This window comes from Nocardiopsis aegyptia (genome assembly GCF_013410755.1).
Taxonomy (GTDB): domain Bacteria; phylum Actinomycetota; class Actinomycetes; order Streptosporangiales; family Streptosporangiaceae; genus Nocardiopsis; species Nocardiopsis aegyptia.
Window position 1 is genome coordinate 3,358,761 of record NZ_JACCFS010000001.1, and the last position, 26,640, is coordinate 3,385,400.

Genomic DNA, 26,640 nt, shown 5'->3' on the forward strand with positions numbered 1-26,640 from the left:
AGCGCACGCGCGACGCCCCGGCCGGGAGGCTTCCCGGCCGGGGCGTCGCGCGTGCGGCGGTCTCCGATCGCGCGCGACCTCCGTCCACAGGCTGTGGACGGAGGTCGCGCCGCGGCTCAGGCGTTGCCCAGCCCGGTCTGGTCCTGGCGGTCGCTCCGGAAACCGGAGCCCTGCGGGTACTCCTCCGCCTGCGCGCGGTCGGGGGCCGACCGGGACGCCACGTCGCTGTGCTGTCCCACGCTGGTCGGAACGGAGTGCCGGGCCCGGCCCTTGTCGATCCCGAGCAGCCGGTTGAGGTGTCCCCGGCGGCCGACGACCAGCCAGGCGATCGCGCCGAGCAGCGGCGTCCACAGCTCGAAGACGATCCAGAGGAGCTTGCCGCCCGCGGTGAGGTCGGAGTCGAGGAGGGTGGAGACGATCGCCCAGATGACGAGGGCCAGCATCGCGAGGGCGATGACGAGGAAGATCACCCCCATGATCCCGCTCATCCACACGACGCTGTCGTCGACGTTGTTCGCGAGTTCGTGCGCGACCCCCTGCGCGAGCGCGATGTCCATGACTCCCCCAAACTCACAGTGACCGTATTGGAGCACAGAGTAATGTGAAGGGTAGGCCTCTCCCCACATTTCGACACTTTCGGGCGTTTCTCCGACCGCGGAACCCGGTTCCGAATCACTGGCCGTGACGCGGATTCCGGCGACGACTTTCGCGTAGCGCCCCCCACCAGGCTTTTCCGCTGCTTTACTGGTGACCATGGGCGATCGTCGGCGATCTGGCAGGTTCACTCCCTCGCTCCGTCCCGGAGCCGGCACCGGAAACGGTGGTGGCGCGGCCACCCGTGACCACCGACTCGACCGCCCGGCCGTTCCGCACCGCAGAGCCCGCCCGCCGGCGGAGGACCCCTCGCCCGGGGCCCGGTGACAGTGAGCCGGCAACCCCGCTACCTCTGGTTGGCCGAGCAGCTACGCGGACCGATCCTGCGCGGTGAGATGCCCCCCGGAACGCGGTTGCCCTCCCGCACCAGGCTCGCCCGGCGCTACCACGTCAGCGAGCAGATCTCCCGGACCGCGCTGCGGCTGCTGGTCACCGAGGGCCTGGTCGAGGCCCGTCCCGGCTCCGGGTACTTCGTGCGGTCCGAGCCCGAGCAGTTCCGGCTCTGCCGGACCGACTCCTCCTCCGGTTCCGGCCTGGGCGAGCTCAGCCGCGAGGTGATCGGCACCGAGCAGGAGCGCAGTCCCGCCCCGCTCAGCGCGCGGCTCCGGATCCGCGAGGGCGACCCCGTCTACCGCACGACCTCCCGCGGGCTGTCCACGCACCTGCCCATCACCCTGCACCTGTCGTGGGAGCCCGCCGCCCTCACCGTGGGCACCCTGCGCACCCCCTTCGACGCGTCCCCCGACCTCGGTCTCCTGGACCGCCTCGGCGCCGCCGGCCACCACGTCGACCGGGTGATCGAGGAGGTGGGCGTGCGCGCGCTGCGCGACTCGGAGGCCGCCCTGCTCGGCGCCGCCCCCGGCCGGTCCGTCCTGGTGGTGGAGCGCACGCACTACTGCGGCAGCCGGCCAGTGGAGACCTCCGACCTCATCGGGGCGGCCGAGCAGTGCCGGCTCCTCTACAAGCTCAGCCTCGCCCGCTCCCAGCACCCCGCCGAGCACCGCGGCGACCCCTGACCGCGGGGTCCGGACCGCGGCCCGGGCCCGGCGCACACAGCCGGAACGCACGCCGGAACCCTCTCGGTTCCCGCGTGCGTTCCGGCTGTGGTGGGGTCTGGAGCTAGGGCCTGTTTGGTAACTGGTGTGATCAGGGGCAAAAGCACCGATCCGGTCACGCCAGGCGTGTCGCCCCGCACATAGGCGAAGCCTTCGGTAGATGAGTCAACGACCAAGAAGACCAAGCCCACCGAAGGCTTCGCTGTGACCCTACCCGGCCCCGGGCGCGGTGACCTCACCGACGCCCAATGGTCTGTGCTCGAACCGCTCCTGCCCGTGCCGGCCACCGGCCGTCCGCCCTCGCACTCCAAGCGCACCCTGATCAACGGCATCCGCTGGCGTGTGCGGACCGGTGCTCCCTGGCGCGACGTACCCGAACGCTACGGCCCCTGGCAGAGCGTCTACGACCTCTTCCGCCGCTGGACCCGCAACGGCACCTGGGCCCAAATTTTGGACGCCCTGCGCGCCCTGGCCGACGCGGCGGGCCTGATCACCTGGCAGGTCAACGTCGACTCCACCATCGTGCGCGCCCACCAGCACGCCGCCGGAGCCGCGAAAAAGGGGACCGGGAAGATCACGGAACGGACGAGCCCGACGACCATGGGCTGGGACGCTCGCGGGGCGGGTGGACCACGAAGATCCACCTGGCCTGCGAGCAGCGCCAAAAGCCCCTGTCGGTGGTGGTCACAGCCGGCCAGCGCGGGGACGCCCCCCAGTTCGAGACGGTCATGGAACGTATCCGGGTGGCCGGGCACGGGCGGAGCGGGCCCGCGCGCACCCGGCCGGTGCGGGTGCGCGCGGATAAGGCCTACAGCTCGAAGAAGATCCGTGCCTACCTGCGCAGACGCAAGATCAAGGCGACTATTCCCGAGCCTGCCGACCGGGTGCGCAACCGCAAGCGCAAAGGGGGTCGGGGCGGGCGCCCGCCCGGCTTCGACAAGGTCGATTATCGGGCCCGGCACGCGGTCGAGTGCGCGATCAACCGGCTCAAACGCAACCGGGCGGTGGCCACGCGCTATGACAAGCTCGCCCTTCGCTACGAGGCCACCATCCAGATCGCTGCCATCAACGAATGGCTCTGACTTTCCAAACAGGCCCTAGTCCTTCGTGAACTCCTTGGCGACGACCTCGGCGATCTGCGCGGTGTTGAGCGCGGCGCCCTTGCGCAGGTTGTCCCCGCACAGGAAGAGGTCGAGCGACGCCGGGTCGTCCAGCGACTGCCGGATACGGCCGACCCAGGTGGGGTCGGTGCCGACCACGTCGGCCGGGGTCGGGAACTCCGCCTTGGCCGGGTCGTCCAGGACCTGGACGCCGTCCGACTCGCCCAGCAGCTTGCGGGCGTCGTCGGCGGCGACCTCGCTGTCGAAGGTCGCGTGCACGACCAGCGAGTGCGTGGTGATCACCGGCACGCGCACGCACGTGGCGTTGACGCGCAGGTCCGGCAGGCCCAGGATCTTGCGGGACTCGTTGCGGACCTTCAGCTCCTCCGAGGACCAGCCGTCGTCCTTGAGCGAACCCGCCCACGGCACGACGTTGTAGGCCAGCGGCGCCGGGAACGGGCCGAGCTCGCCGACCGCCTCGCGCACGTCGCCCGCCTTCTCGGCCAGGCTCCGGTCGGCGCCGACCGCGGCCATCTGGTCGCGCAGGACGTCGATGCCCTCCTGGCCCGCGCCGGAGGCGGCCTGGTAGGAGGAGACCACGAGTTCCTTGACGCCGTAGGTCCGGTGCAGGGCACCGATCGCCACGATCATCGACAGCGTGGTGCAGTTGGGGTTGCTGATGATGCCGCGCGGACGGTTGCGGACCTGGTCCGCGTTGACCTCGGGCACCACGAGCGGCACGTCGGCGTCCATACGGAACGCGCCGGAGTTGTCGACGGCGACCGCGCCGCGCGCGGCGGCGATCGGCGCCCACTCCTTGGAGATCTCGTCCGGTACGTCGAACATGGCCACGTCGACGCCGTCGAAGACCTCGGGGGTCAGGGCCTGGACCACGACGTCCTCGCCGCGGACCCGCAGGACCTTGCCCGCGCTGCGCGCGGAGGCGACCAGGCGGATCTCGCCCCAGACGTTCTCGCGCTCGCTGAGGATGCCCAGCATCACGGTGCCGACGGCGCCGGTCGCGCCGACGACGGCCAGGGTGGGAAGTCGCTTGCTCATCGGCCGGTACCTCCGTAGACGACAGCCTCGACCTGGTCGGAGTCGAGCTGGAACTCGCTGTGGGCGGCCTGCACGGCCGCGTCGATCTGGTCCTCCTCGACGATCACCGAGATGCGGATCTCCGAGGTGGAGATCATCTCGATGTTGGTGCCGGAACCGGCGACCGAGTCGAAGAAGCGGGCGGTGACGCCCGGGTAGGAGCGCATGCCGGCGCCGATCAGCGAGACCTTGCCGATCTTGTCGTCGTAGCGCAGGGACTCGAAGCCGACCTTCTCCTGCACCCGCTTGAGCGAGGAGATCGCGGTCTTGCCGGACTCCTTCGGCACGGTGAAGGAGATGTCGGTGCGCGAGGTGGAGACCGCCGACACGTTCTGGACGATCATGTCGATGTTGATCTCGGCGTCCGCGAGGGCCTTGAAGATCGTCGCGGCCTCACCGACCTTGTCGGGCACACCGACGACGGTGATCTTGGCTTCGCTCCGGTCGTGGGAGACTCCGGAGATGATCGGCTGTTCCATGCCTTCGCTTTCCTCGACTTCCGAAACGACCCAGGTACCGGGCTTCTGGCTGAACGACGAGCGGACGTGCAGCGGGATGTTGTAGCGCCGCGCGTACTCGACACAGCGCAGGTGCAGGATCTTGGTCCCGCAGGCGGCCATCTCCAGCATCTCCTCGTAGGAGACCTTGGGGATCCGGCGCGCGCTCGGCACGATGCGCGGGTCGGCGGTGAAGACACCGTCGACGTCGCTGTAGATCTCGCAGGCGTCGGCCTTCAGGGCGGCGGCGAGCGCCACGGCCGTGGTGTCCGAGCCGCCGCGGCCCAGCGAGGTGATGTCCTTGGTGTCCTGCGAGACACCCTGGAAACCGGCGACGATGCAGATCGCACCCTCGTCCACGGCCTCCTGGATGCGACCCGGCGTCACGTCGATGATCTTCGCGTTGCCGTGCAGCGACGTGGTGATCACACCGGCCTGGGAGCCGGTGAAGGAGCGTGCCTCGTAACCGAGGTTCTCGATGGCCATCGCGACCAGCGCCATGGACATGCGCTCACCGGCGGTGACGAGCATGTCGAGCTCACGGGCGGGCGGCATCGGGGAGACCTGTTCGGCCAGGTCCAACAGTTCGTCAGTGGTATCGCCCATGGCAGAGACCACGACGACGACGTCATATCCCGCCTTTTTCTGAGCGACGATCCTCTGGGCTACTCGCTTGATGGCTTCCGCGTCTGCCACGGAAGACCCACCGTACTTCTGCACGATTAGGGCCACGATCGATGCTCCTGAGGAGTTGGGATCAAGACAATTACTAGGGAGTGTAGTCAGCGCCCGGCTTCTGCACCCGGTCCGACCTGGGACGCAGCGCACGGGGACGTGACACACCAGCGCTCGGGCCTACCCGATCGAACGGAGGTTACTCACGTTTCGCCCGGATTACGGCGAAGTGTGAGCTAGAACTCGAGGCTGCGACGGCCTTCGAAGGCGCGACCCAGAGTGACCTCGTCGGCGTACTCGAGGTCCCCGCCCACGGGGAGTCCGCTCGCCAGCCGGGTCACTTTCAGGCCCATCGGTTTGACCAGCCGCGCCAGGTAGGTCGCGGTGGCCTCCCCTTCCAGGTTGGGGTCGGTCGCCAGGATGAGCTCCGTCACCTGGCCGTCGGCCAGGCGCGTCATGAGCTCCTTGACCCGCAGGTCGTCGGGTCCGACGCCCTCGATGGGGCTGATGGCGCCGCCGAGGACGTGGTAGCGCCCCCGGAACTCGCGGGTCCGCTCGATGGCGACGACGTCCTTGGACTCCTCGACCACGCAGATGACCGCGGTATCGCGGCGCGCGTCACGGCAGATCCGGCACTGCTCGTCCTCGGCGACGTTGCCGCACACGGAGCAGAAGCGGACCTTCTCCTTGACCTCGACGAGCGCGTTCACGAGGCGCTTGACGTCCGCGTGCTCCGCGGACAGCAGGTGGAAGGCGATGCGTTGCGCGCTTTTCGGACCGACGCCGGGCAAACGCCCCAGCTCGTCGATCAGATTCTGCACCGCGCCTTCGTACATCGCCTACCCGTCGGTCCGGACCCTTTGGTCGGGAGGTCCGTCGTCCCTGCTCCCACCGTATCGGGAGCGGCGACCTCTTGCGCACGCCGAGTCCGCCGCCCACCGACCCGCCCGCCGGCGACCCGGCCGGTGGTGGCTGGGCCGGGACGCCGCACGGGGCACGTGCTCCGGAGGGGCTAGAAGCCGGGGAGTCCCGGCATGCCGCCGCCACCGGGCATTCCGGGCATACCGCCACCGCCCAGGCCTTCGGCGAGCGGGCCCATCTTCTCCTGCTGGAGCCGCTCGACCTGGGCCTCGGCGTCACGGATGGCCGCCAGGACCAGGTCCGCGACGGTCTGCGCCGTCTCCTCGGCGTCGCTGGGGTCGACCGCCTTGGGGTCGACGGTGATGTCCTCGACCTGTCCGCGCCCGCTCAGCTTGACCTTGACCAGGCCGCCTCCCGAGGTGCCCTCGACCTCCGCCTCGTCCAGGGCCTCCTGGGCCTCCGCGAGCTGCTGCTGCATCTGCTGGGCCTGCTGGAGCAGGGCCTGCATGTCCATTCCGCCAGGGTTCACGGCCGTCTCCTCGCCGCACTCTTGGTGCTGGCTCTCGCTTGTCGTGTCGCTCTGCCTGTGAGCGTAACCGCTCACCGGCGGTCCCGGTCGGCGGGCGACGGACGGGGGTGGTGTCCGGAGGCCGTCGGTTGAGGGTGGTAGCCCATCACCCGCGCTCCGCGCCCGCATGGGCGATGGCGGGCGACGGGTGGGAAGGGCCGCGGCCGGAGGCCGTCCGTTGAGGGTGGTAGCCCATCAGCCGCGCTCCGCGCCCGCATGGGCGATGGCGGGCGACGGGTGGGAAGGGCCGCGGCCGGAGGCCGTCGGTTGAGGGTGGTAGCCCATCAGCCGCGCTCCGCGCCCGCATGGGCGATGGCGGGCGACGGGTGGGAAGGGCCGCGGCCGGAGGCCGTCCGTTGAGGGTGGTAGCCCATCAGCCACGCTCCGCGCCCGCATGGGCGATGGCGGGCGACGGGTGGGCGTTGTCGATCACCGCGTCCAGCGCGGCCAGGCTCCGCTCCAGGCGTTCGACGGAGGCGGCGATGCGCGTGCGCTCCTCGCGCAGGTTGTCGAGGAGGTCCGGCGCGGGGTCACCGCGCTCCTGCGCGTAGATGCAGGGCAGGAGTTCATGGATGGTGGCGCTGCAGAGCCCGGCGGCGAACAGGCACTGGATGCGGTCGACGCGTTCCACCGCGAGGGGGCCGTACTCGCGGTGTCCGCCCGCCGTGCGGGTAGAGGCCAGCAGGCCCTGCTCCTCGTAGTAGCGCAGCGAACGCGGGCTGACGCCCGTGCGCCGGGAAAGTTCGCCGATCCGCATGACCACCCCTGAACGTGATGTGCGCCACTAACCCTTGAAACTGACATTCATGTGAGATTTTAGCCTGGGCGCATGACGACGACAAGCGCCCTGAGCGCCGCCCCGCACACCACCGAGTCCGGCCACCCCCTCCTAGATCCGTACGCGCTGCCCGCGCTGGCCCTCCCCAACCGGGTCGTGATGGCACCGATGACGCGCATGCGCGCCGACCGGAACGCCGTCCCCACTCCCCTCATGGCGACCTACTACGCCCAGCGCGCCGGCGCCGGGCTCATCGTCTCCGAGGGGATCTCCCCCAGCCCGACCGGACAGCAGTACCTCACCCAGCCCGGCCTGTACACGGATGAGCAGGTCGACGCCTGGCGCGAGGTCACCGACGCCGTCCACGCGGCGGGGGGCCGCATCTTCGCCCAGGTCATGCACGCCGGGCGCAACGCCCACCCCGCCAACCGGCACGACGGCGGCGTCCCCCTGGCACCGTCCGCGGTGTCCCGGACCCACCTGGTGCACACCCTCGACGGGAAGGTCGCACCGGTCGCCCCGCGCGCGATGACCCGCGCCGAGGTGCACGCCGCCGTGGCCGAGCACGCCGAGGCCGCCTCCGCGGCGGTCCGCGCCGGGTTCGATGGCGTGGAGATCCACGGCGCCAACAGCTACCTGCCGCACCAGTTCCTCGCCGACAACACCAACCTGCGCACCGACGAGTACGGCGGCGGGACCACCGGTCGGATCCGGTTCGCGGTGGAGGTCGTGGAGGCCGTGGCCGACGCCGTCGGGGCGGAGCGCGTGGGCCTGCGGCTCTCCCCCGGCAACCCGGAGGGCGAGATGGTCGAGCGCGACCCGGCCACCGTCCACCGGGCGCTCCTCGCCGCGATCGACCCGCTCGGCCTGGCCTACCTCCACCTCACCGACGACCCCGTCTACCCGGCCCTGGCCGACCTGCGCCCGCGCTGGAGCGGCACCCTCGTCGGCAACACCGGGGAGCACGAGGAGACCACGCCCGAGAGCGCGACGCGCCTGGTGGGCGAGGGGCGCGCCGACCTCGTCTCGGTCGGCCGGCCCTTCATCTCCACCCCGGACGCCGTGGAACGCCTCGCCGCGGGCATCCCCTGGGCATCGATCAGGGAAAGGGAGTTCCACTACACCTCGGGCCCGCGGGGGTACGTCGACTACCCTCGGAGTAACGGGACACCGACCCTCCCGGCAGGTGCTTCCACCAGCGAAAAGAACAAAGAGTAGGGCTAATATCACTGTCGGTTGAAAAGGTGTCCCACTGGGCACAACCGTCCCGGTGAGGGCCCGCGGGCCCCACTGAAGTCACCGACAGTCACGGGGGACCACGTGTTGACCGCCAGAGAACGCCACTCGGCACTGATCGAGGCGATGATCACGGACGGCACGCTGACCGACGCCGCGCTCATCGACGCCTTCCGCTCGGTCCCCCGGCACGCGTTCATCCCCGAGTCCGGTGCCCTGACCGCCCAGGGCGCCGCCCTGAACGCGACCGGCAACCCCGAGCGCTGGCTGGCGGCCGTGTACACCGACAACGCGGTCGCCACCCGGGTCGAGGGCCCCGGGTCGGACCGGCGTCCGGATGCCGCCGCGGCCCCGACCCCGCGCCAGGGGATGCCCGCACCGCGCGCACCCGAACACGACCCCGACGCGGCCACGTCGTGCAGTTCCGCGCCCACCGTGCTGGCCCGCCTCCTGGGCCTGGCCGACCTCGCCCCCGGCCAGGAGGTCCTGGAGGTCGGCGCCGGGACCGGTTGGAACACCGCCCTGCTCGCCCACCTGCTGGGGGACGACGCGGTCACGTCCGTGGAGATCGACCCGCGGCTGGCGGAGGCCGCGCGCCGCGCGCTGCGGAACTGGCGGCACACGCCCGCCGTCCACGCGGCCGACGGCTATGAGGGCTACGCCCCGCGCGCCCCCTACGACCGGATCCTGTCCACCTGCGGTGTGCGCCGGGTCCCGCCCGCCTGGCTCGAACAGGTGCGGCCGAACGGCCTGGTGGTGTGCCCGTGGGGGCTGTTGGAGGGGGCGGGCGTCCTGACCAGGGTGGAGGTGCCGCCGAACGGGACCGCGGTGGGGCGCTTCCACACGGGTGTGGGCTTCGTGCCGCTGCGGGTACCCGGGCCGCCGTATCCGCCGGTCCGGGACTCGGGACAGCAGCCCGACGAGTACCGGCTCACCCAGGCCGACCCGGTGGCGCCGCTGATGTCGTTCCCGTCGGCGTTCGCGCTGTCGGTGATGGTGGGCGACTGGCGGGTCCGCCGGCGCTGGATCGGCACGGGGTCGGGCATGTGGGTGTGCGACCACGCCGGCACGTCGTGGGTGCGCGTCTACCCCTACGGCACCTCGTGGATGATCGAGCAGGGCGGCCCGAGGAGCATCTGGGACGAGTTCGAGGCGGCCCTGGACGAGTGGTCACGGCTGGGCGAGCCGGAACCGACCCGCTTCGGACTGTCGGTCGAGCCCGACGGCTCGCACCGGGTGTGGCTGGACGAGCCCGGGCGCAGGTCCTGGCCGGTGTGAACGCCGTCGGCCCCCGCCCGTGGAGGCGGGGGCCGACGCGGAGGGGTCATTCCTGACCCCCGTCCTCCCCGGGTTCGGCGGAGCTGTTCTTCTCGCGGAGCTTGCGCAGGAGTTCCTGCTTGCGCTCGCGGGCGTCGGCGCTGGGGCCGCCCTTGGTCCCGCCGCTGGTCCCGCGCAGGGCGGACCGGGAGACCGTGTTGCGCTGCCCGCCCATGCCCAGAAGGTTGTCGCTGTTCCTGGCCACGCGGATCTCCTCTCGCCGACAAGACGATTCGTCTCGTGTTGGTGTGTGCCGACATGAGTCTATCCGCGCCAAGACGATACGTCTCGTCATTTTTCGGCCGCTACCGTGGGACGCATGGCAGAGAGCACCGCACCCGACAGGACGCCGACCCGCCGAGGCCCCGACCCCCGGCGCCGGAGCGAGCGCGCGCGCACGGCGATCCTCGACGCCGCGGCCGCCCTGATGGGCGAGGTCGGGTTCGCGCGGATGACGATGGAGGGCATCGCCGCGCGGGCCGGCGTCGGCAAGCAGACCATCTACCGCTGGTGGCCGTCCAAGGCCGCCGTGGTGCTCGACGTGTTCCAGCGGGAGGCGGGCGGCGACTCCGAACCCCTGCCCGACACCGGCGACCTGGCCGCCGACCTGCGCACCGTGCTGCGCGCCACCGTGGACGAGTACAACACCCCCGAGACGGACCGGATCAGCCGCGCGTTCACCGCCGAGGTCCAGCACGACGAGGACTTCGCCCGGGCGGTCACGGAGGACCTGCTGCGCCCTCACATGAGGGCCTACAAGGAGCGGCTGCGGAGCGCGCGCGAGGCCGGGGAGATCTCCCCGGACGCCGACCTCGACGTCGCGGTGGAACTGCTCACGGGACCGCTGCACCACCGGTGGCTGCTGCGCACCGCGCCGCTCACCCACGACTACGTCGACGTGCTCGTCGACCTGGCACTGCGCGCCCTGCGCCCCTGACCGAACGGCCACCCGGACGCCGTCAGAGCTCGGGGGCCTCGTGCGTGATCTCCTCGATGACGCGCCCGCCCAGCTCCGTCTCGATGAGCGAGGGGCCGCCCGGCGCGGGCGCGGGACGTCCGGTCGAACCCCCGGACGCGCCCGGAGCCCCCGGAGCCGACGGAGGCTCGGGGCGCTGCGCGGGGTCCGGCCTCCGCTCGGGGGCGGCGGGCCGGGAGGGTGCGGGCTCGGGCGAGGAGTACTCCGGCGGCGGCGCGGCCGCGGCGTCCTCGAAGGGGTCGGGCGGCGGCTCCGTCAGTCCGGTCACGATACGGTCCGCGGGCGGACCGGTCGGGCGGGACGGGGCCTGGTCCGGTGCCGGCCCGTCCACGGGAGCGGGGCTCGGCGCGGGCTCCGGGTCGGCGGCGCGCTCGGCCGCGGGGGCCGGTTCCGGGGCCGACTGGGGCGCGGGCGCGGCGGGTGTGTCCCAGCCGGTGGGCTCGACGGGCCGCGCCGCGGGCTCGGGCCGGCGCGCGGGGGCGCCGCCGTTCCCTCCGCCACCGGAGGGCGCCACCCGGACCTCCACGCCGAGGACCTGCTGGATGGCGGCGGCGACGACCTGGTCGCTGCCGCTGTTGGTGAAGCCCTTGGCCTCGTTGGGGCGCGAGAAGCCGAGCAGGACCGCGTTGCCCTCCAGGCCGACCGGGCGTACGTCGCTGCCGGAGAGCACCATCCACGTGAAGCGGCGGCGGCCCTTGACCGCTTCCAGGACCTGGCTCCACGCCGCCTGGATCCGGCCGAGGTCCAGGGCGCCGCCCGAGGGGGCGGCCTGGGGCTGGGCGGCGGCGCGCGACGGCGGTTCGGCGGCGCGGGAACGGGGCGCGTCCGACCAGCCGTCGGGCTCACCGGTCGGCTCGGGCCGTGCCTGCGGAGCCGGGTCCGCCTGAGGCCGCGCGGGCGCCGGGGCCGGGCGCTCGGGCGCCGGATCGGGCTGGGCGGCGGGAGCGGCAGGGGTCGGTGCGGCGGGAACGGCCGGAGCCGTGGAGGGCGCGGGAGCCGGTGCGGCGGGCGCGGGAGCCGGTGCAGCCGCTGCGGCCGTGGCCGGTGCGACGGCCGTCGGCTGGGCCGCGGGGGCGATGGCACCGGAGGCGACCCGGCGCTCCATCTGCTCCAGGCGCGCCAGCAGCGCCACGCCCTGGTCGCCGTCCGTCCCCGGCAGCAGGATGCGGGAGCACATCAGCTCCAGCAGGAGCCGGGGCGCGGTGGCGCCGCGCATCTCGGTCAGTCCCTGGTTGAGGATGTCCGCCGCGCGCGTCAGCTCGGCGGGCCCCATCCGGGCCGCCTGCTGCTTCATCTGGTCCGCCGCCTCGGCGGCGACGTTGATCAGGCCCTTGTCCAGGGCGTCGGGCACGGCCGCGAGGATGACCAGGTCGCGGACGCGCTCCAGGAGGTCGGTGGTGAAGCGGCGGGGGTCGTGGCCGCCCTCGACCATGCGGTCGACGAGGCCGAACACGGCGGCGCCGTCGCGGGCGCCGAGGGCGTCGACCATCTCGCCGAGCAGGCTGGAATCGGTGTAGCCGAGCAGCGAGACCGCACCCTCGCGGGTGATGCCGTCCTCGCCCGATCCGGCGATGAGCTGGTCCAGAACCGACAGACCGTCGCGCGCCGACCCGGCGCCGGCGCGCACCACGAGCGGCAGCGCGGCGGGGTCGTAGGCGATCCCCTCCTCCTTGAGGAGGTCCTCGAACAGCTCCTTGAGCGTGCTCGGCGGGATGAGCCGGAAGGGGTAGTGGTGGGTCCGCGAGCGGATCGTGCCGATGACCTTCTCGGGCTCGGTGGTGGCGAACACGAACTTCAGGTGCGGCGGGGGCTCCTCGACGAGTTTGAGCAGCGCGTTGAAACCCTCGCGGGTCACCATGTGCGCCTCGTCGATGATGTAGATCTTGTAGCGCGAGCTGACCGGCGAGAAGAACGCGCGTTCGCGCAGGTCGCGGGCGTCGTCCACACCACCGTGGGACGCGGCGTCGATCTCGATGACGTCGATGCTGCCGCCGCCGTCGGGCGCCAGCGCCACACAGGAGTCGCAGACGCCGCAGGGGTCCGGTGTGGGTCCCTCGGCACAGTTCAGCGACCGGGCCAGGATGCGCGCGCTCGTCGTCTTCCCGCAGCCGCGCGGGCCGCTGAAGAGGTAGGCGTGGTTGATCCGGCCGCTGCGCAGCGCCTGGCGCAGCGGGTCGGTCACGTGTTCCTGACCGCGCACCTCACCGAATGTCGCGGGCCGGTACTTGCGGTACAGCGCGATGCTCACGGCGTGATCACTCCCCTGGTCCCTGCCACAGGTCCATTCAACCCTCAAGCAGCGACAGCTCGCGCCGGATCCTGCGAACGGGAGGGGTCGGAGAAACGAGAAGGACCCCCCGCGCACCCGCCAGAGCCTACTTATCCTTGCTGCCTTCCGGCCCTGGGGAGGTTCATAGGATGACGCCGCACGAGGGGTCTGCCCCGAGTCTATCCGAACCCCCGACTGCTCGGGCAACCCCTCCGGTCCCGCTTCCCCCACCGCTTCCCACGCCGTTTCCCGTACTGCCCCGATCCGTCGCGGATCAGGACGATCCCGGCGATGATGGGCGCCATGTACGACTTCCACGGAGCCACAGACCACTCCCCCGAGCGCCGCGCGTTCATCGTGGACACACTGGAGTCCGCCTTCGCCGACCTGATGGCGAGCGACCCGTCCGCCTTCCGCGTGAAGTTCCGCAAGATGGCGGCCAACCCGTTCGCCTTCTACCGGGGCAGCGCCGCGCTGTTCTACGCCGACGTCGCCGACATGCCCGACCCGTGGTCCGACGAGCGCACCTCGCGCGTATGGATCCAGGGCGACCTGCACGCGGAGAACTTCGGCACGTACATGGACTCGACGGGCCGGCTGGTCTTCGACGTCAACGACTTCGACGAGGCCTACCTCGGCCACTTCACGTGGGACGTGCTGCGCCTGGTCGCCAGCATCGCGCTGCTCGGCTGGCAGAAGGCCCTGTCCGACGACGACATCGGCACCCTCGTGGCGCGCTGCGTGCGCTCCTACGCCGACCAGGTCCGGCAGTTCGCGACCGAGGGCGGCGACTCCGAGTTCTCGCTCAAGCTCGACAACACCGACGGCACCGTGCACGACGTGCTCCAGAACGCCCGACTCCACAGCCGCGCGGCGATGCTCACGTCCATGACCGAGCGCCACGGCTACGACCGCCGCTTCAGCGAGGGGCCGCGGGTGCGCCGCCTGTCCGACGAGGAGCGGGACAAGGTCCTGGCCGCCTACGAGGGCTACCTGCACACCATCCCCGAGGACCTGCGGTTCGACCCCCGCAACTACTCCGTCAAGGACGTGGTGGGCAGCGGCGGCTTCGGTATCGGCTCCGCGGGCCTGCCGGCCTACAGCCTGCTCATCGAGGGCCTGTCCGAGGCGTGGGACAACGACGTCGTCCTGTCGGTCAAGCAGGGCAACGTGGCCGCGCCGTCCCGGGTGGTGACCGACGAGCACATCATGGCGTCCTTCGAGCACCACGGGCACCGCACGGCGGTCTCCCAGCGCGCGCTCCAGGCCCACGCGGACCCGCTGCTGGGGCACACGGAGATCGACGGCGCCGGCTTCGTGGTGACCGAGGTCTCGCCCTACACCAACGACCTCGACTGGAACCGGCTCACCGAGCCCTCCGAGATCGCCCCCGTCCTGGACTACCTGGGCCGCGCGACCGCCAAGGCGCACTGCGTGTCCGACTCGCACGCGGACTCCACCCTGGTGGGGTGGGAGACCGAGGAGGCCGTCCTGGCGGTGCTCGACGGCCGCGAGGACGAGTTCACGCGGTGGTGCACGGACTTCGCGCACGCCTACGCCTCCCAGACCAGGGCGGACCACTCGCTGTTCGTGGACGCCTTCCGCAACAACGCTATCCGCGGCGTCCGGTCCAGCCGCGCCTGAGCCCGGCCGCGCCCCTCCGGGGAGCCCGGAGAAACCTGTTCGGACCACCCCCCGGCGGCATGTAGAGTTGTGCGCGGAGGATTCGCCTAGTGGCCTAGGGCGCACGCTTGGAAAGCGTGTTGGGTGCAAGCCCTCAGGGGTTCGAATCCCCTATCCTCCGCGGACGCCCCCACCAGGGCAGACGTCAAGGCCCCGACCGGACCCCGGTCGGGGCCTTCGTCGTGTCCGGGGGGTGTGCCGACGGGCGGGGGCGCTGCTCAGGCAAGGTGAGGCTTTGCTAAGTTAGGCTGCACTAAGTCGCACTCCGCGATGCTCATCGCGATCCCCTGCCGAACGGAACACCCCATGCTCCTCCCCGGAACCGGTCTCCCCCGCGGACGCATCCTCACCGTCCTGCCCCTGCCGGTCGCCGCCGTCCTGGCGATCGCCGGATGCGGCAGTGCCGACCCGGCCGGAACCCAGGAGGCCGACGCCGGCGCGGCCGGCACGCACGTGGTCGAGCACGCCCGCGGCGAGGCGGAGGTGCCCGAGGACCCGCAGCGCGTCGTGGTCCTCGAACCGGTGCAGCTGGACACCTCGGTCGCCCTCGGGGCGGTCCCGGTCGGCGCCGCGGTCTTCGACGAGGCCGCCGGAGCGCCCGCGTACCTCGGCGAGGAGGCGTCCGGCATCGAGTCGGTGGGGACGGTCCCGGAGCCCAACCTCGAGAAGATCGCCGCACTGGAGCCCGACCTCATCCTCGGCACCGAGTCACGGCACTCCGCCCTGTTCGACCAGCTCGACTCGATCGCGCCCACGGTGTTCATGGCCTCGCAGGCCGACCCCTGGACGGAGAACGTGGAGCTGGTCGCCCGGGCCCTCGGTGACGAGGAGGGCGCCGCCGAGCTGCTCGCGGACTACGAGGAGCGCTGCACGGAGGTCGCCGACGCCCACGGCACCGAGGGCATGACCGCGCAGCTCATCCGGCCCCGTGACGAGGTCCTGACCCTGTACGGCCCGACGTCCTTCGCCGGCAGCACCCTGGAGTGCGCCGGCTTCACCACGCCGGAGCACGAGTGGGAGGACATCTCCCTGGACATCTCCCCCGAACGCGTGCTCGACGCCCGGGCCGACCACGTGTTCGTGACGGCCGCCGACGTGGACGCCCCCGACGCCGTCCCCGACGCGATCACCTCCAACGAGGACTCGTTCCCGGAGCTGCACACGGTGGACCAGGCGTTCTGGATCGCCGGTGTCGGCCCGCTCGGCGGGATGACGGTGCTCGACGACCTCGACCGCATCCTCTCCGCGTCGGAGTAGGCGTGCCACCCGTACATCCACCGGTCGGGAGCGAGGCCGGGCCCGTCCCCCGCTCCCGACCGGCGCGGCTGGCCGGCGCGGCGGCCCTCCTCGGTGCCGCGGTGCTGCTGTCGCTGCTGGTCGGCGCGAACCTCCTGCCCGTGTCGACCGTCGTGGACACCCTGGCGGGCGGCGGGACCGACGAGTCCCGTTTCGTCGTGTGGGAGCAGCGCGTCCCGCGCACGGTGGCCGGCCTCGCCGTCGGCGCCGCGCTGGGGGTCGCCGGGGCGCTCATCCAGGCCTTCACGCGCAACCCGCTCGCCGACCCGGGCATCCTCGGCGTCAACGCGGGCGCGGCGTTCTTCGTGGCCGTGGGCATCACCTTCCTCGGTGTCACCAGCCCGCTGGGCTACGTGTGGCTCGCTTGCGCGGGCGCGCTCGTCCTGACCGTCGTCGTCTACGGCGTCGGTTCCGCGGGCGGGGACGCCGCGGGGCCCGCCCGGCTGACGGTCACCGGTGTCGCGATCGGCGCGGTCCTGTCCGGCCTCACCACGGGGCTGACCCTCACCCATCCGGACGCCTTCGACCGCATGCGCGGCTGGAGCGCGGGCAGCCTGCTCGAACGCGGCTTCGACATCGTGCTCCCGGTCCTCCCCCTCCTGGTCGTCGGGCTGGCCGTCGCGGTCGCGGTCGCCCCCGGCCTCAACTCCGTCGCCCTGGGCACCGACGTGGCCCGGGCCCAGGGGGTCGACGTGGGCCGCGTCCGGCTGGCGGTCCTGGCCGCCGTGACCCTGCTCGCCGGGGGCGCCACCGCCATCGCCGGCCCCATCGTGTTCGTCGGCCTGATGGTCCCCCACCTCGTCCGGTGGACGCTGGGAACGGACCAGCGGGCCATCGTCCTCGGTTCGCTGGTCGTCGCGCCGACGCTGGTCGTGCAGTCCGACGTCCTCGGCCGGATCGCGGTCCTGCCGAGCGAGATGCCGGTCGGCGTCGTGACCGCGTTCGTCGGGGCGCCGGTCCTCATCGCGCTCGTGCGCCGCTCCGGGGCGAGCGGCCTGTGAGCGCGTCCACACGCCGGAACGGGGCCTCCCGCGCGACCGCGCGCCAGGACTCCGACAGGGCCGGGCTCGACGTCGGCCGGCGCCGGATCGTCGCGGGACCCGACCGGCTGAACGTCGTGTTCGGCGTCCGGTCCGCCACGGTCGCGCTCGCCGCCACGGGAGCGGCCGTCGTCCTCGGTCTGTCGGCGCTCGCCCTCGGAGACTTCCCGATGACCCTGCCCGAGGTGATGGGGGTGCTCACCGGCCGGACCGACGGGTTCGCGCGCACGGTCGTCCTGGAGTGGCGGCTCCCGCGCGCCGTCGCCGCCGCCCTGTTCGGCGCCGCGCTCGCCGTCGCCGGGGGCGTCTTCCAGACGCTGACACGCAACCCGCTGGCCAGCCCCGACATCATCGGCCTGGCGAACGGGTCGTTCACCGGCATGCTCGTCGCGCTCCTGGTGCTCGGCGGGGGCTGGCCGCTGCTGATGACGGGCTCCCTCGTCGGCGGCCTGGCGGCGGCGGTCGCGATCTACCTGCTCGCCTACCGCGACGGGCTCCAGGGGTTCCGGTTCATCGTGGTGGGCATCGGCGTCTCGGCCATGCTCGCCTCGGCCAATACGTGGATGCTGCTGCGCGTGGAACTGGAGACCGCGCTCTTCGCGTCGGCGTGGGGCGCGGGGACGCTCAACGGCGTCACCGGAGCGACGGCGGTCCCCGCGGGCGCGTGCGTGCTCCTCCTGCTCGCCTGTGTCCCGTGGCTCACACCGGCACTGCGCCAGATGGACCTCGGCGACGACTCCGCGCGGGCGACCGGGGTGCGGGTCGACCGCGTCCGCCTGGCGGCGATCGCCGTCGCCGTCGCGCTCGTGAGCGTCGTCACGGCCGTGGCCGGACCGATCGCGTTCATCTCCCTGGCCGCGCCGCAGATCGCCCGCCGGCTCGCCCGTTCCCCCGGCATCCCGCTGGGCGTGTCGGGTGCCGTCGGGGCGGCCCTGCTGCTGGGGTCGGATCTGGTCGCGCAGCACGCCGTCCCGCTCACCGTGCCGGTCGGAGTGGTGACCGTCGTCCTCGGCGGCGGCTACCTCGTCTGGCTCCTCGTCCACGAAGCCAGGAAGCGTCCATGACGACACAGCCGTGCCCCTCCCCCGAGCCCTCGCGGACCGCGGCCCGGGGCCCCGACGGCCCGAGCGGCCCCACCAGCGCCAGTGGCCCCCACGGCCCCGACACCGCCGACGCACGGCTGCGGGCCGAGGCGCTCACCCTGCGCTACGGCCGCCGGACCGTGGTCGAGGACCTGGACCTGGTCGTCCCACCGGGCTCGTTCACCGTGGTCATCGGCCCGAACGCCTGTGGCAAGTCCACACTCCTGCGGTCCCTGGCCCGGCTCCTGCCGCCGGCGTCGGGAACCGTCGTGCTGGACGGCCGGGACATCGCCGCCTACCCGCCCAAGGAGGCCGCGCGACGACTCGGCCTGCTGCCACAGACCGCGGCGGCCCCGGAGGGGATCACCGTCGCCGAACTCGCCTCGCGCGGCCGCTACGCCCACCAGCGCGTGCTCCGCCAGTGGTCGCGCGCCGACGAGCGGGCCGTCCTGGACGCGCTCGCCGCCACGGGGGTCGCGGACCTGGCGGCCCGGCGCGTCGAGGAGTTGTCGGGCGGGCAGCGCCAGCGTGTGTGGATCGCGATGGTCCTGGCCCAGGAGACGCCCCTGGTCCTGCTCGACGAACCCACCACCTATCTCGACATCGCGCACCAGATCGAGGTCCTCAACCTGCTCCACGACCTCCATCGGCGGGGGCGCACCGTCGTGGCGGTCCTGCACGACCTCAACCACGCCGCACGCTACGCCTCGCACGTGGTCGCGATGAGGGACGGGCGGATCGTCGCCTCCGGCGCCCCGAAGGACACCATCACCTCGGGCCTGGTCGACGAGGTGTTCGGGCTGCCCAACGTCGTGATCCCCGATCCCGAGACCGGCACGCCGCTCGTCGTCCCGACCGACACCCGGGTCCGGGGGACCGAGACCGGCGCATGACCCGGGTCACGCGTAGGGGTCGGTGATCTCCCGCAGGCGCAGGAGGACGCGCCTCAGGTGCGCCATCTCCTCCGCCCCCACGTGCGCCGTCCACTCCGCCTCGATCCGTTCGACCTCGCCGGCCGCGAGGGCGACCACCCTGGCGCCCCGCTGCGCGACGCGGACCAGGCGGGCGCGGGCGTCGTCGGGGTCCCGCACGCGCTCGACGTACCCGGCCCTCTCCAGCTGGTCGACCAGGAAGCCCGCGCTCTGCTTGGTGATGCGGGCCTGCTCGGCGAGGTCGGTCAGTCGGCTGCCACCGGGAGAGATCCGCTGGAAGAGGCGCGACTGCGCGAGGGTGATGTCGTCGTACCCGGCGGCCACGACGAAGTCGAACACGCGGCGTTCCATCTCCCGGAAGGGGAGGAACAGCAGGACGCCCGTGCTGATGTCCTCGTCCGTCGTCGTCTCGGCCATGGTTCCCCTGGTGGTCGGTGCCGCAGTCTGTTTAAATGGTCAGAGAATCTTATCAATTCTCCGCCGGGAGAGCACCATGGACCCGGACTCCGCCTGGACGATCATCGAGGAGCAGCGCCGCAGCCTGGCCGATCTGCTCGAAGGCCTCTCCGAGACCCAGTGGGAGACGCCGTCGCTGTGCGCGGGCTGGCGGGTGCGCGACGTCGCCGGGCACGTCGCCCTCGCTCCGCAGCTGACGAGCCTGTCCCGCGCCGCCGTGGAGCTGGTCCGCGCCCGCGGCGACTACGACCGGATGGTGCACGACGTCTCGGTGCGCCACGCCCGGCGGCCCGGCGCGGACCTGGTCGCCGAACTGCGCGACCACGCCGCCTCGCGGGACCTCGTCGTCCTGACCGACCACCGCAACATCCTCTTCGACATCCTCGTCCACGGCCAGGACATCGCCCTGCCGCTCGGCCTGGAGCGGCCCGTCCCGGTCGGGGCGGCGCGCGCGAGCCTGGACCGCGTCTGGGACATGGGATGGCCCTTCCGGGCGCGGCGCCGGCTGCGGGGCCTGCGGCTGGCGGCCACCGACACCGCGTGGTCACGCGGCGAGGGGCCGCTGGTGGAGGGCCCGGCCTGGGCGCTGCTGATGCTCCTGACCGGGCGCACCGCGGCCCTGGACCGGCTGGGCGGCCCCGGGACGCGCGCCCTCACCGAACGGGTGCGCTGACCTCCGAGGGGTGCGGCGCCACGCCGCCCGGCGGGAGGACGCGGGGCACGCCCGTCACGGCCATCACCAGGGAGTAGAGCGAGGTCGTGGCGGTGATGAACAGCCGGTTGTTCTTGGGCCCGCCGAAGGCGATGTTCGAGACCGGTTCGGGCACCCGCAGCCGACCGATCAGCGTGCCGTCGGGGTCGTAGCAGTGCACGCCGTCGGCCATGGCCGCCACCCACAGGCGCCCGCCGTCGTCGAAGCGGATGTTGTCGAACGCCGCGCCCTCCGGCGCCTCGGCGAAGACCCGCCCGTCCGCCAGGGTGCCGTCGTCGCGCACCTCGAACGCGCGGATCCGCCCCGAGACCGTGTCCGAGACGTACAGCTCCCGCTCGTCCGGGGAGAACACCAGCCCGTTGGGCCCGCCGAAGCCGTCGGCGACCATACGGACCCCGCCCGTGCCCGGGTCGACCCGGTAGACGTTCGCCGCGCCGATCTCGCTCCGCGCCCGGTGCCCCTCGTAGTCGCTCGTGATGCCGAAGGTCGGGTCGGAGAACCAGATCGAGCCGTCGGACCGGACGACCGCGTCGTTCGGACTGTTGAACCGCCGGCTCTCGTATCGGTCGGCGATGACGGTGGTCGAACCGTCGTGCTCGGTCCTGGTGACCCGCCGGTTGCCCTGTTCGCAGGTGATCAGCCGCCCCTCCCTGTCGAGGGTGTTGCCGTTGCTGTGCCCCGCCGGGGCCCGGAAGAGGCCGACCGCGCCGGTCTCCTCGTCCCAGCGGAGCATCCGGTCGTTGGGGATGTCGCTGAAGACGACCTGGCGCCAGGCCGGGAGGTACAGGGGCCCCTCCGCCCAGCGGCAGTCGCCGAAGAGCCGCTCCAGCCGGGAGTCCCCGTTCGCACAGCGCCCGGTGGCGAACCTCCGGTCCAGGATCTCGTAGGGACCCGAGTCGACGATTTTGGACATGGTCTCCTCCAACGAGATAAACTCTGAACCACATTCAACCAAAGGCGAGTATTACAGAATCATCTATGGTCTCGCCAGACCTGGCTCCGAAGGGACGGACGTGGACGACACCGACCGCACTCTCGTGGGACTCCTCCTGCAGGACGCGACCCGCTCCTACGCCGCCCTCGGTGACGCGGTCGGCCTCTCGGCGGGCGCCGCGCACGAGCGGGTGCGCAAGCTGCGGGCAGGCGGCGTGATCCGCCGCACCACCGTGGACGTCGACCCGGCCGCACTGGGTCAGGGCGTGCTCGCCTTCGTCCTGGTCGACTCCTCGGCCTGGATGGGCGACTCGGCCGAGGCCTTCGCGGCGGTGCCCGAGATCCAGGAGGCGCACGTCATCGCGGGCAGCGCCTCCGTCCTGGTGAAGGTGCGCACCTCGACCACCGAGCGGCTCCAGGACGTCCTGCGCCGCCTGTACGACATCCCCGGCGTCTCGGGCACCCAGGCCACGGTGGTGCTGGAGACCTTCTTCGAGCGCCCGCCCGATCCCCACTCCCCCGCTTGACAGTGGTCAGATTCCCTTACTACTTTAGTAAGAGAATCTGACTACTGGCCCGGCAGCGCTCCACCCCAGCGGGCTGAGGTGCCCCGCCGTCCGGACCGGACGCCTCCCGATCGGAGCGCCGCCATGTCCGCACGCATCCACTTCACCGCACCCGGGGACGGCCCCGCGATGGACACCGTCGACGGGGTGCACGTCGAGAAGGCCGGAGCCGACCACACCGGCGGTGCCTACGAGCTGTTCGAGATCGACCTCCGGCCGCTCCCGCCGATGCCGCCGCGCCGTACCCCCTGGGCCAAGACCTTCTACCTCCTCGAAGGGGAGATGACGGTCGAGGCCGAGGGGGAGCGCTTCCGCCTGACCCCGGGGGCGGCGCTCACGCTGCCCGCCGACGTCGCGCACACGTTCACCGCCGAGGCCCCGGGGGCGCGCCTCCTCGGCTTCGCCACGGGTGACCGCGCCGGCCGACTGTTCCGCGCCATCGTCGCGGCCCTCGACGAGCACCCGGACCGGGAGGAGCTCGTCCCCACCCTGCTCTCCGTCGCCCGCGCCAACGAGGTCGAGTTCGTCTGAGCCGGTGGCCCTTTGTGCAACTTGTTGCATAATGGATCGCGGGCCGGCCCGACACCGGCCCGCGAGGCACCCGCGCGAGGAGACGAGATGAGCGAGTACCCCCACCTCCTGGAACCCCTGGACCTGGGCTTCACCACACTGCCCAACCGCGTCATCATGGGATCGATGCACGTGGGCCTGGAGGAGGTCCCCCAGGGCTTCGAGCGGATGGCGGCCTTCTACGCCGAACGCGCACGCGGCGGCGTCGGCCTGATCGTCACCGGCGGCATCGCCCCCAACGCCGAGGGCGCCACCTTCAAGGGCGCCGCCAAGCTCACCACCGAGGCCGAGGCCGACGAGCACCGCCAGATCACCGAGGCCGTCCACCGCGAGGGCGGACGGATCGCGATGCAGATCCTGCACACCGGCCGCTACGCCTTCGACGAGAACCTGGTCGCGCCCAGCGCCCTCCAGGCGCCCATCAACCCCTTCGTCCCCCGTGCCCTCGGCGAGGACGAGGTCGAGCGCACCATCGACGACTTCGCGCGTGCCGCGGAGCTCGCCCAGCGGGCCGGATACGACGGCGTCGAGGTCATGGGGTCCGAGGGCTACCTCATCAACCAGTTCATCGTGTCCGCGACCAACCGGCGCGAGGACCGCTGGGGCGGCTCGTACGAGAACCGCATGCGCTTCCCCGTCGAGATCGTCCGGCGCGTGCGCGAACGCGTCGGCCCCGACTTCATCCTCATCTACCGGCTCTCCATGCTCGACCTCGTCCCCGGCGGCTCCACCGCCGAGGAGGTCCTGCGCCTGGCCAAGGCCGTCGAGGAGGCCGGAGCCACCATCATCAACACCGGCATCGGCTGGCACGAGGCGCGCATCCCCACCATCGCCACCTCCGTGCCGCGCGGCGCCTACAGCCGCGTGACCCGGCGCCTCATGGGCGAGGTGTCCGTCCCGCTCGTCGCGGTCAACCGGATCAACACCCCCGAGATCGCCGAGAGCGTCCTCGCCGAGGGCCACGCGGACATGGTCTCCCTCGCCCGCCCCCTCCTGGCCGACTCCCACTTCGTGGCCAAGGCCCGCGCGGGCGCGCCCGAGGAGATCAACACCTGCATCGGCTGCAACCAGGCCTGCCTGGACCACACCTTCAGCCTCAAGGTCACGTCCTGCCTGGTGAACCCGCGGGCCTGCCACGAGACCGAGCTGGTGCTCTCCCCCACGCGCGTGCGCAAGAACGTCGCCGTGGTCGGCGCCGGACCCGCCGGGCTGGCCTTCTCCGTCTCCGCCGCCGAGGTCGGGCACGCCGTCACGCTGTTCGACTCGGCCGGGGAGATCGGCGGCCAGCTCAACATGGCCCGCCGCGTGCCCGGCAAGGAGGAGTTCGACGAGACCCTGCGCTACTTCCGGGTCCAGCTCGACAAGCACGGCGTGGACCTGCGGCTGGGCACCACGGTCACGGCCGACGACCTCGACGGCTTCGACGAGGTCGTCATCGCCACCGGCGTCGCACCCCGCACCCCCGACATCCCCGGGATCGACCACCCCAAGGTCGTCGGCTACGTCGACGTCCTGCGGGGCGGGGCCGCCGTCGGCGACACGGTCGCGATCATCGGCGCGGGCGGGATCGGCTTCGACGTGGCCGAGTTCCTCACCGACGGCGGCGAGGGCGCCTCGCAGGACCCCGAGGAGTTCTTCCGCCAGTGGGGCGTGGACACCGAGCTCACCGCGCCCGGCGGGCTCCGCGGTCCCGAGCGCTCCGCCGCCCCCCGCTCCGTCCACCTGCTCCAGCGCAAGACGACCAAGGTCGGCGCCGGCCTGGGCAAGACGACGGGATGGATCCACCGGCTGGAACTGCGCCACCGCGGCGTGGAGATGGTCGCGGGCGCCGACTACGACCGGATCGACGACGAGGGCCTGCACCTGACGGTCGACGGTGACAAGCGCGTCCTCGACGTCGACACCATCGTGGTCTGCGCCGGGCAGGACTCCCGCCGGGACCTCGCCGACGCGCTCACCGCCGCCGGCCGCACGGTGCACGTCATCGGCGGCGCCGACGTGGCCGCCGAGCTCGACGCCAAGCGCGCCATCGACCAGGGCACGCGCCTGGCCGCATCGCTGTAGCCGCGCCCGGTGCTGCCCGGCCCGCGTCGGGCGGCACCGCGCCGCCCGGACACGGCCCCTGGACGCGCCGCGCGGACACGACGCGCGGACGACCCCTGGACGCGCCGCGCGGACGACATGCCTGGTCAAGGGACCGCCAAGTCCCGCGAACACGCATGTCGCGGGCGGCCCGGGGGTAGTCGTCCGAGCATGAGACTCGGTGAACGCGTACGCGAGATCGAACGTGACGAACGGCTCGACCCGGCGGCGTCCGTCCTCCAGCGGCTGGCCGACAACGTGCCCGAGGGACGCCTGCGCGACCTGCTGCACGGCGTCCAGCTCGGGCACCCGCTCCATCCGCTCTCGGTGCAGGTGCCGCTGGGCGCCTGGCTCTCGGCGGTGGTCCTGGACCTGCTGCCGGGCGACCACCGCCGGAGCGCGCACGCGCTGGTCAACGCCGGCCTGGTGTTCGCGCTGCCGTCCTCGGTGAGCGGGATCGTCGACCTGGCCGACCAGCACGAGCGGCAGAAGCGGGTCGGCGTGGCCCACGCGGCGGCGAACGGCCTCGGCTACGTGCTGTTCGGCGCCTCCTCGGCGGCCCGCGCCGCCGACCGCCACGGCTGGGGCCGTGCCCTGGCCATGGCCGGCCTGGGCGCGGTGGCCGTGGGCGGTTCGCTGGGCGGGCACCTGGCCTACTACCGGGCCTCGGGGGCCAACAGCGCGGACTACCTGGTCGACCTGTTCCCCGAGGACTGGAGCGACATCGGCACCCTCGACGGCTTCCCCGAGGGCGAGCCCGGGCGCGCCGAGGTGGACGGGACGGAGGTCGTGGTGGTGCGGTCGGGTACGACCGTGCACGCCGCGCTCGGCACGTGCACCCACGCGGGCGCCCCGCTGGCCGAGGGGGCCGTGGCCGACGGGTGCCTGCGCTGCCCCTGGCACGGCAGCGAGTTCCGCGTGGAGGACGGCTCGGTCGTCCACGGGCCCGCCACCGCCGGGCTGGAGCATCTGGAGACCTCGGTGGTCGACGGCAGGGTGCTGGTGCGCCTGCCCGCCTCACACGCCTGAGGCGGTCCCTAGAATGCGCACATGTCCCTGCCCCACGCGATCCTGACCGCCCTGTTGGAGAAGCCGTCCTCCGGGCTGGAGCTGACCCGCCGCTTCGACCGCTCGATCGGCTACTTCTGGTCCGCCACCCACCAGCAGATCTACCGGGAGCTGGGCAAACTGGAGAAGTCGGGGCTGATCAGGGCGCTGCCGTCCCACACACCGACCCGCGGTCAGCGCAAGGAGTACGAGGTCCTGGCCGCGGGGCGGGAGGAGCTGGCGCGGTGGGTGTCGGTCCCCGAGGACCCGCGCGCCCTGCGCGACCCCCTGCCGCTGCGCCTGCGCGCCGCCGGGGTCGTCGGTCTGGGTGACCTGGTCGAGGAGCTGCGGCGGCACCGGCGGCTGCACGGCGAGCAGCTGGCGGAGTACCGGGAGATCGAGCGGCGCGACGCCGCCCGGGACCGGGGCACCGAACGCGACCGCGTGCAGCGCGTGGTCCTGCGCGCCGGTATCGACATGGAGACGTTCTGGGTCACCTGGCTCGACGACGCCATCGCCGAACTGGCCCCGGACGCCACCTGACCGCGGACGCCACCCGGCCGTGGACGCTACCCGGCCACGGCCGTGGTGTCCGGGAGCCCGGGCGGCCCCAGGACCGGCCGCACCCGGTGCCAGTCCCAGCAGAGCAGGTAGACGGCACCCAGCAGCATCAGCGACGTGATCAGCGGCGTGCCCGCCCCGAAGTCGATCGAGACGGTGATCACGACGATGCCGGTGATGATCGGCAGGTAGACCGCCGCGCCCAGCGCCGCCGTGCGCGGGACGAGCAGCAGAAGCGCGGCGCCCACCTGGCACAGGCCGACGAAGACGTAGAGCGCGCCGAAGTCCTGGTGCAGTGCCGTGAACATCGTGTAGACGTCGCCGAGCGACTCCTCCAGGGTGAAGGGCTCGTTGACGACCTTGCGGTAGCCCGAGGGCAGGAAGCCGAGCGCCAGCAGGATCCTGACGCACCAGGTGAAGTAGGTCAGCGCACGGATCCTCCGTACACGCGCGTGGAGCCCGTCGAGGCGGGTCAGCAGGCGGTCCATGGGGTCCTCCGGGGGGTCGGTGTCCGTTCACTCCACACTCCCCCGCGCCGGCCCGCCGCGCGTCCCCCCACGGTCCCGTTCGCGGGACCGACCATCGTCGCCCCCGTA

General features: G+C 72.5%; 26 protein-coding genes, 1 tRNA gene, 1 other RNA gene and 1 pseudogene. 17 read left to right on the forward strand and 12 right to left on the reverse strand.

The window, feature by feature from the left end; translation table 11 throughout:
- Window positions 1–116: 116 nt before the first annotated feature.
- Window positions 117–488, reverse strand: a complete 372-nt coding sequence (locus tag HNR10_RS15055) for a PLD nuclease N-terminal domain-containing protein (RefSeq protein WP_376769791.1) — start codon at window positions 486–488, stop codon at window positions 117–119.
- Window positions 489–923: 435 nt separating this feature from the next.
- On the opposite strand from HNR10_RS15055, the gene HNR10_RS15060 reads away from it, so the two are divergent.
- Entirely contained in the window at window positions 924–1,670 is a 747-nt protein-coding gene (locus tag HNR10_RS15060; protein WP_179824125.1) for a GntR family transcriptional regulator, read from the forward strand.
- Between the two features lie 243 nt (window positions 1,671–1,913).
- Window positions 1,914–2,791: pseudogene (locus HNR10_RS15065) on the forward strand (IS5 family transposase).
- Between the two features lie 15 nt (window positions 2,792–2,806).
- Here the strand turns inward: HNR10_RS15065 and HNR10_RS15070 are convergent.
- From HNR10_RS15070 to HNR10_RS15090, 5 genes are all read right to left on the reverse strand, one after another.
- The gene (locus tag HNR10_RS15070) at window positions 2,807–3,868 is read right to left on the reverse strand and encodes an aspartate-semialdehyde dehydrogenase (protein ID WP_179824127.1); all 1,062 of its coding nucleotides are present in this window, start codon (window positions 3,866–3,868) and stop codon (window positions 2,807–2,809) included.
- Complete coding sequence (locus tag HNR10_RS15075) at window positions 3,865–5,136, reverse strand: aspartate kinase (protein ID WP_179824129.1); 1,272 nt, start codon at window positions 5,134–5,136, stop codon at window positions 3,865–3,867. Before HNR10_RS15075 ends, HNR10_RS15070 begins: the two co-directional genes overlap by 4 nt.
- Before the next feature lie 179 nt (window positions 5,137–5,315).
- Window positions 5,316–5,915, reverse strand: coding sequence for a recombination mediator RecR (recR, locus tag HNR10_RS15080; RefSeq protein ID WP_179824131.1), 600 nt, complete (start codon window positions 5,913–5,915; stop codon window positions 5,316–5,318).
- A gap of 176 nt (window positions 5,916–6,091) precedes the next feature.
- A complete protein-coding gene (locus tag HNR10_RS15085) occupies window positions 6,092–6,454 on the reverse strand; it encodes a YbaB/EbfC family nucleoid-associated protein (protein ID WP_179829757.1) in 363 nt (120 codons plus the stop codon).
- A gap of 427 nt (window positions 6,455–6,881) precedes the next feature.
- Window positions 6,882–7,265 (reverse strand): MerR family transcriptional regulator, encoded by a 384-nt coding sequence (locus HNR10_RS15090; RefSeq protein WP_179824133.1) that lies wholly within the window; start codon window positions 7,263–7,265, stop codon window positions 6,882–6,884.
- A 72-nt stretch (window positions 7,266–7,337) separates the two neighbouring features.
- On the opposite strand from HNR10_RS15090, the gene HNR10_RS15095 reads away from it, so the two are divergent.
- Together HNR10_RS15095 and HNR10_RS15100 are read left to right on the forward strand one after the other, a co-directional pair.
- Entirely contained in the window at window positions 7,338–8,504 is a 1,167-nt protein-coding gene (locus HNR10_RS15095; RefSeq protein WP_179824135.1) for an alkene reductase, read from the forward strand.
- Window positions 8,505–8,609: 105 nt separating this feature from the next.
- On the forward strand, window positions 8,610–9,800 hold the full coding sequence (locus HNR10_RS15100) for an rRNA adenine N-6-methyltransferase family protein (RefSeq protein ID WP_179824137.1): 1,191 nt from the start codon (window positions 8,610–8,612) through the stop codon (window positions 9,798–9,800).
- Window positions 9,801–9,846: 46 nt separating this feature from the next.
- Here HNR10_RS15100 and HNR10_RS15105 read toward each other — a convergent pair whose 3' ends face one another.
- Window positions 9,847–10,044 carry a DUF6243 family protein gene (locus HNR10_RS15105; protein ID WP_179824139.1) on the reverse strand — a complete coding sequence of 66 codons (198 nt, stop codon included), beginning with the start codon at window positions 10,042–10,044 and terminating at the stop codon, window positions 9,847–9,849.
- A 114-nt stretch (window positions 10,045–10,158) separates the two neighbouring features.
- On the opposite strand from HNR10_RS15105, the gene HNR10_RS15110 reads away from it, so the two are divergent.
- The gene (locus tag HNR10_RS15110; RefSeq protein WP_179824141.1) at window positions 10,159–10,776 is read left to right on the forward strand and encodes a TetR/AcrR family transcriptional regulator; all 618 of its coding nucleotides are present in this window, start codon (window positions 10,159–10,161) and stop codon (window positions 10,774–10,776) included.
- A gap of 22 nt (window positions 10,777–10,798) precedes the next feature.
- On the opposite strand, the gene HNR10_RS15115 is transcribed toward HNR10_RS15110, so the two are convergent.
- Window positions 10,799–13,063 carry a DNA polymerase III subunit gamma and tau gene (locus tag HNR10_RS15115; protein WP_179824143.1) on the reverse strand — a complete coding sequence of 755 codons (2,265 nt, stop codon included), beginning with the start codon at window positions 13,061–13,063 and terminating at the stop codon, window positions 10,799–10,801.
- A gap of 97 nt (window positions 13,064–13,160) precedes the next feature.
- An RNA gene (gene ffs / locus HNR10_RS15120) (signal recognition particle sRNA small type) lies at window positions 13,161–13,256 on the reverse strand.
- A gap of 131 nt (window positions 13,257–13,387) precedes the next feature.
- Between ffs and HNR10_RS15125 the strand changes: the two genes are divergently transcribed.
- The 6 genes from HNR10_RS15125 to HNR10_RS15150 all read left to right on the forward strand — a co-directional run bounded on the left by HNR10_RS15125 (window position 13,388) and on the right by HNR10_RS15150 (window position 19,078).
- Window positions 13,388–14,728, forward strand: a complete 1,341-nt coding sequence (locus HNR10_RS15125; RefSeq protein WP_179824146.1) for a DUF2252 domain-containing protein — start codon at window positions 13,388–13,390, stop codon at window positions 14,726–14,728.
- 75 nt (window positions 14,729–14,803) lie between these two features.
- Window positions 14,804–14,888: transfer RNA gene (locus HNR10_RS15130), tRNA-Ser, on the forward strand.
- Between the two features lie 185 nt (window positions 14,889–15,073).
- A complete protein-coding gene (locus HNR10_RS15135) occupies window positions 15,074–16,024 on the forward strand; it encodes an ABC transporter substrate-binding protein (protein WP_179824148.1) in 951 nt (316 codons plus the stop codon).
- 2 nt (window positions 16,025–16,026) lie between these two features.
- Window positions 16,027–17,064 carry an iron chelate uptake ABC transporter family permease subunit gene (locus tag HNR10_RS15140; protein WP_179824149.1) on the forward strand — a complete coding sequence of 346 codons (1,038 nt, stop codon included), beginning with the start codon at window positions 16,027–16,029 and terminating at the stop codon, window positions 17,062–17,064.
- Window positions 17,065–17,150: 86 nt separating this feature from the next.
- Window positions 17,151–18,167 carry a FecCD family ABC transporter permease gene (locus HNR10_RS15145; RefSeq protein ID WP_376769792.1) on the forward strand — a complete coding sequence of 339 codons (1,017 nt, stop codon included), beginning with the start codon at window positions 17,151–17,153 and terminating at the stop codon, window positions 18,165–18,167.
- Window positions 18,164–19,078, forward strand: a complete 915-nt coding sequence (locus HNR10_RS15150) for an ABC transporter ATP-binding protein (protein ID WP_179824153.1) — start codon at window positions 18,164–18,166, stop codon at window positions 19,076–19,078. Before HNR10_RS15145 ends, HNR10_RS15150 begins: the two co-directional genes overlap by 4 nt.
- 6 nt (window positions 19,079–19,084) lie before the next feature.
- On the opposite strand, the gene HNR10_RS15155 is transcribed toward HNR10_RS15150, so the two are convergent.
- Entirely contained in the window at window positions 19,085–19,534 is a 450-nt protein-coding gene (locus HNR10_RS15155) for a MarR family winged helix-turn-helix transcriptional regulator (RefSeq protein WP_179824155.1), read from the reverse strand.
- A gap of 76 nt (window positions 19,535–19,610) precedes the next feature.
- Here HNR10_RS15155 and HNR10_RS15160 point away from each other — a divergent pair, with 76 nt between their 5' ends.
- Entirely contained in the window at window positions 19,611–20,246 is a 636-nt protein-coding gene (locus HNR10_RS15160; protein WP_179824157.1) for a maleylpyruvate isomerase family mycothiol-dependent enzyme, read from the forward strand.
- On the opposite strand, the gene HNR10_RS15165 is transcribed toward HNR10_RS15160, so the two are convergent.
- Window positions 20,227–21,198 carry an SMP-30/gluconolactonase/LRE family protein gene (locus tag HNR10_RS15165; protein ID WP_179824159.1) on the reverse strand — a complete coding sequence of 324 codons (972 nt, stop codon included), beginning with the start codon at window positions 21,196–21,198 and terminating at the stop codon, window positions 20,227–20,229. The genes HNR10_RS15160 and HNR10_RS15165 overlap by 20 nt on opposite strands.
- 100 nt (window positions 21,199–21,298) lie before the next feature.
- On the opposite strand from HNR10_RS15165, the gene HNR10_RS15170 reads away from it, so the two are divergent.
- The 5 genes from HNR10_RS15170 to HNR10_RS15190 all read left to right on the forward strand — a co-directional run bounded on the left by HNR10_RS15170 (window position 21,299) and on the right by HNR10_RS15190 (window position 26,026).
- Window positions 21,299–21,745 (forward strand): Lrp/AsnC family transcriptional regulator, encoded by a 447-nt coding sequence (locus tag HNR10_RS15170; RefSeq protein WP_179824161.1) that lies wholly within the window; start codon window positions 21,299–21,301, stop codon window positions 21,743–21,745.
- Between the two features lie 123 nt (window positions 21,746–21,868).
- Complete coding sequence (locus tag HNR10_RS15175; protein ID WP_179824163.1) at window positions 21,869–22,315, forward strand: cupin domain-containing protein; 447 nt, start codon at window positions 21,869–21,871, stop codon at window positions 22,313–22,315.
- An 87-nt stretch (window positions 22,316–22,402) separates the two neighbouring features.
- Window positions 22,403–24,418 (forward strand): NADPH-dependent 2,4-dienoyl-CoA reductase, encoded by a 2,016-nt coding sequence (locus HNR10_RS15180; RefSeq protein ID WP_179824165.1) that lies wholly within the window; start codon window positions 22,403–22,405, stop codon window positions 24,416–24,418.
- A gap of 189 nt (window positions 24,419–24,607) precedes the next feature.
- Window positions 24,608–25,465 carry a Rieske (2Fe-2S) protein gene (locus HNR10_RS15185; protein ID WP_179824167.1) on the forward strand — a complete coding sequence of 286 codons (858 nt, stop codon included), beginning with the start codon at window positions 24,608–24,610 and terminating at the stop codon, window positions 25,463–25,465.
- A 21-nt stretch (window positions 25,466–25,486) separates the two neighbouring features.
- On the forward strand, window positions 25,487–26,026 hold the full coding sequence (locus tag HNR10_RS15190; RefSeq protein WP_179824169.1) for a PadR family transcriptional regulator: 540 nt from the start codon (window positions 25,487–25,489) through the stop codon (window positions 26,024–26,026).
- Window positions 26,027–26,052: 26 nt separating this feature from the next.
- On the opposite strand, the gene HNR10_RS15195 is transcribed toward HNR10_RS15190, so the two are convergent.
- Window positions 26,053–26,532 (reverse strand): hypothetical protein, encoded by a 480-nt coding sequence (locus HNR10_RS15195; protein WP_179824171.1) that lies wholly within the window; start codon window positions 26,530–26,532, stop codon window positions 26,053–26,055.
- Window positions 26,533–26,640: the final 108 nt, after the last annotated feature.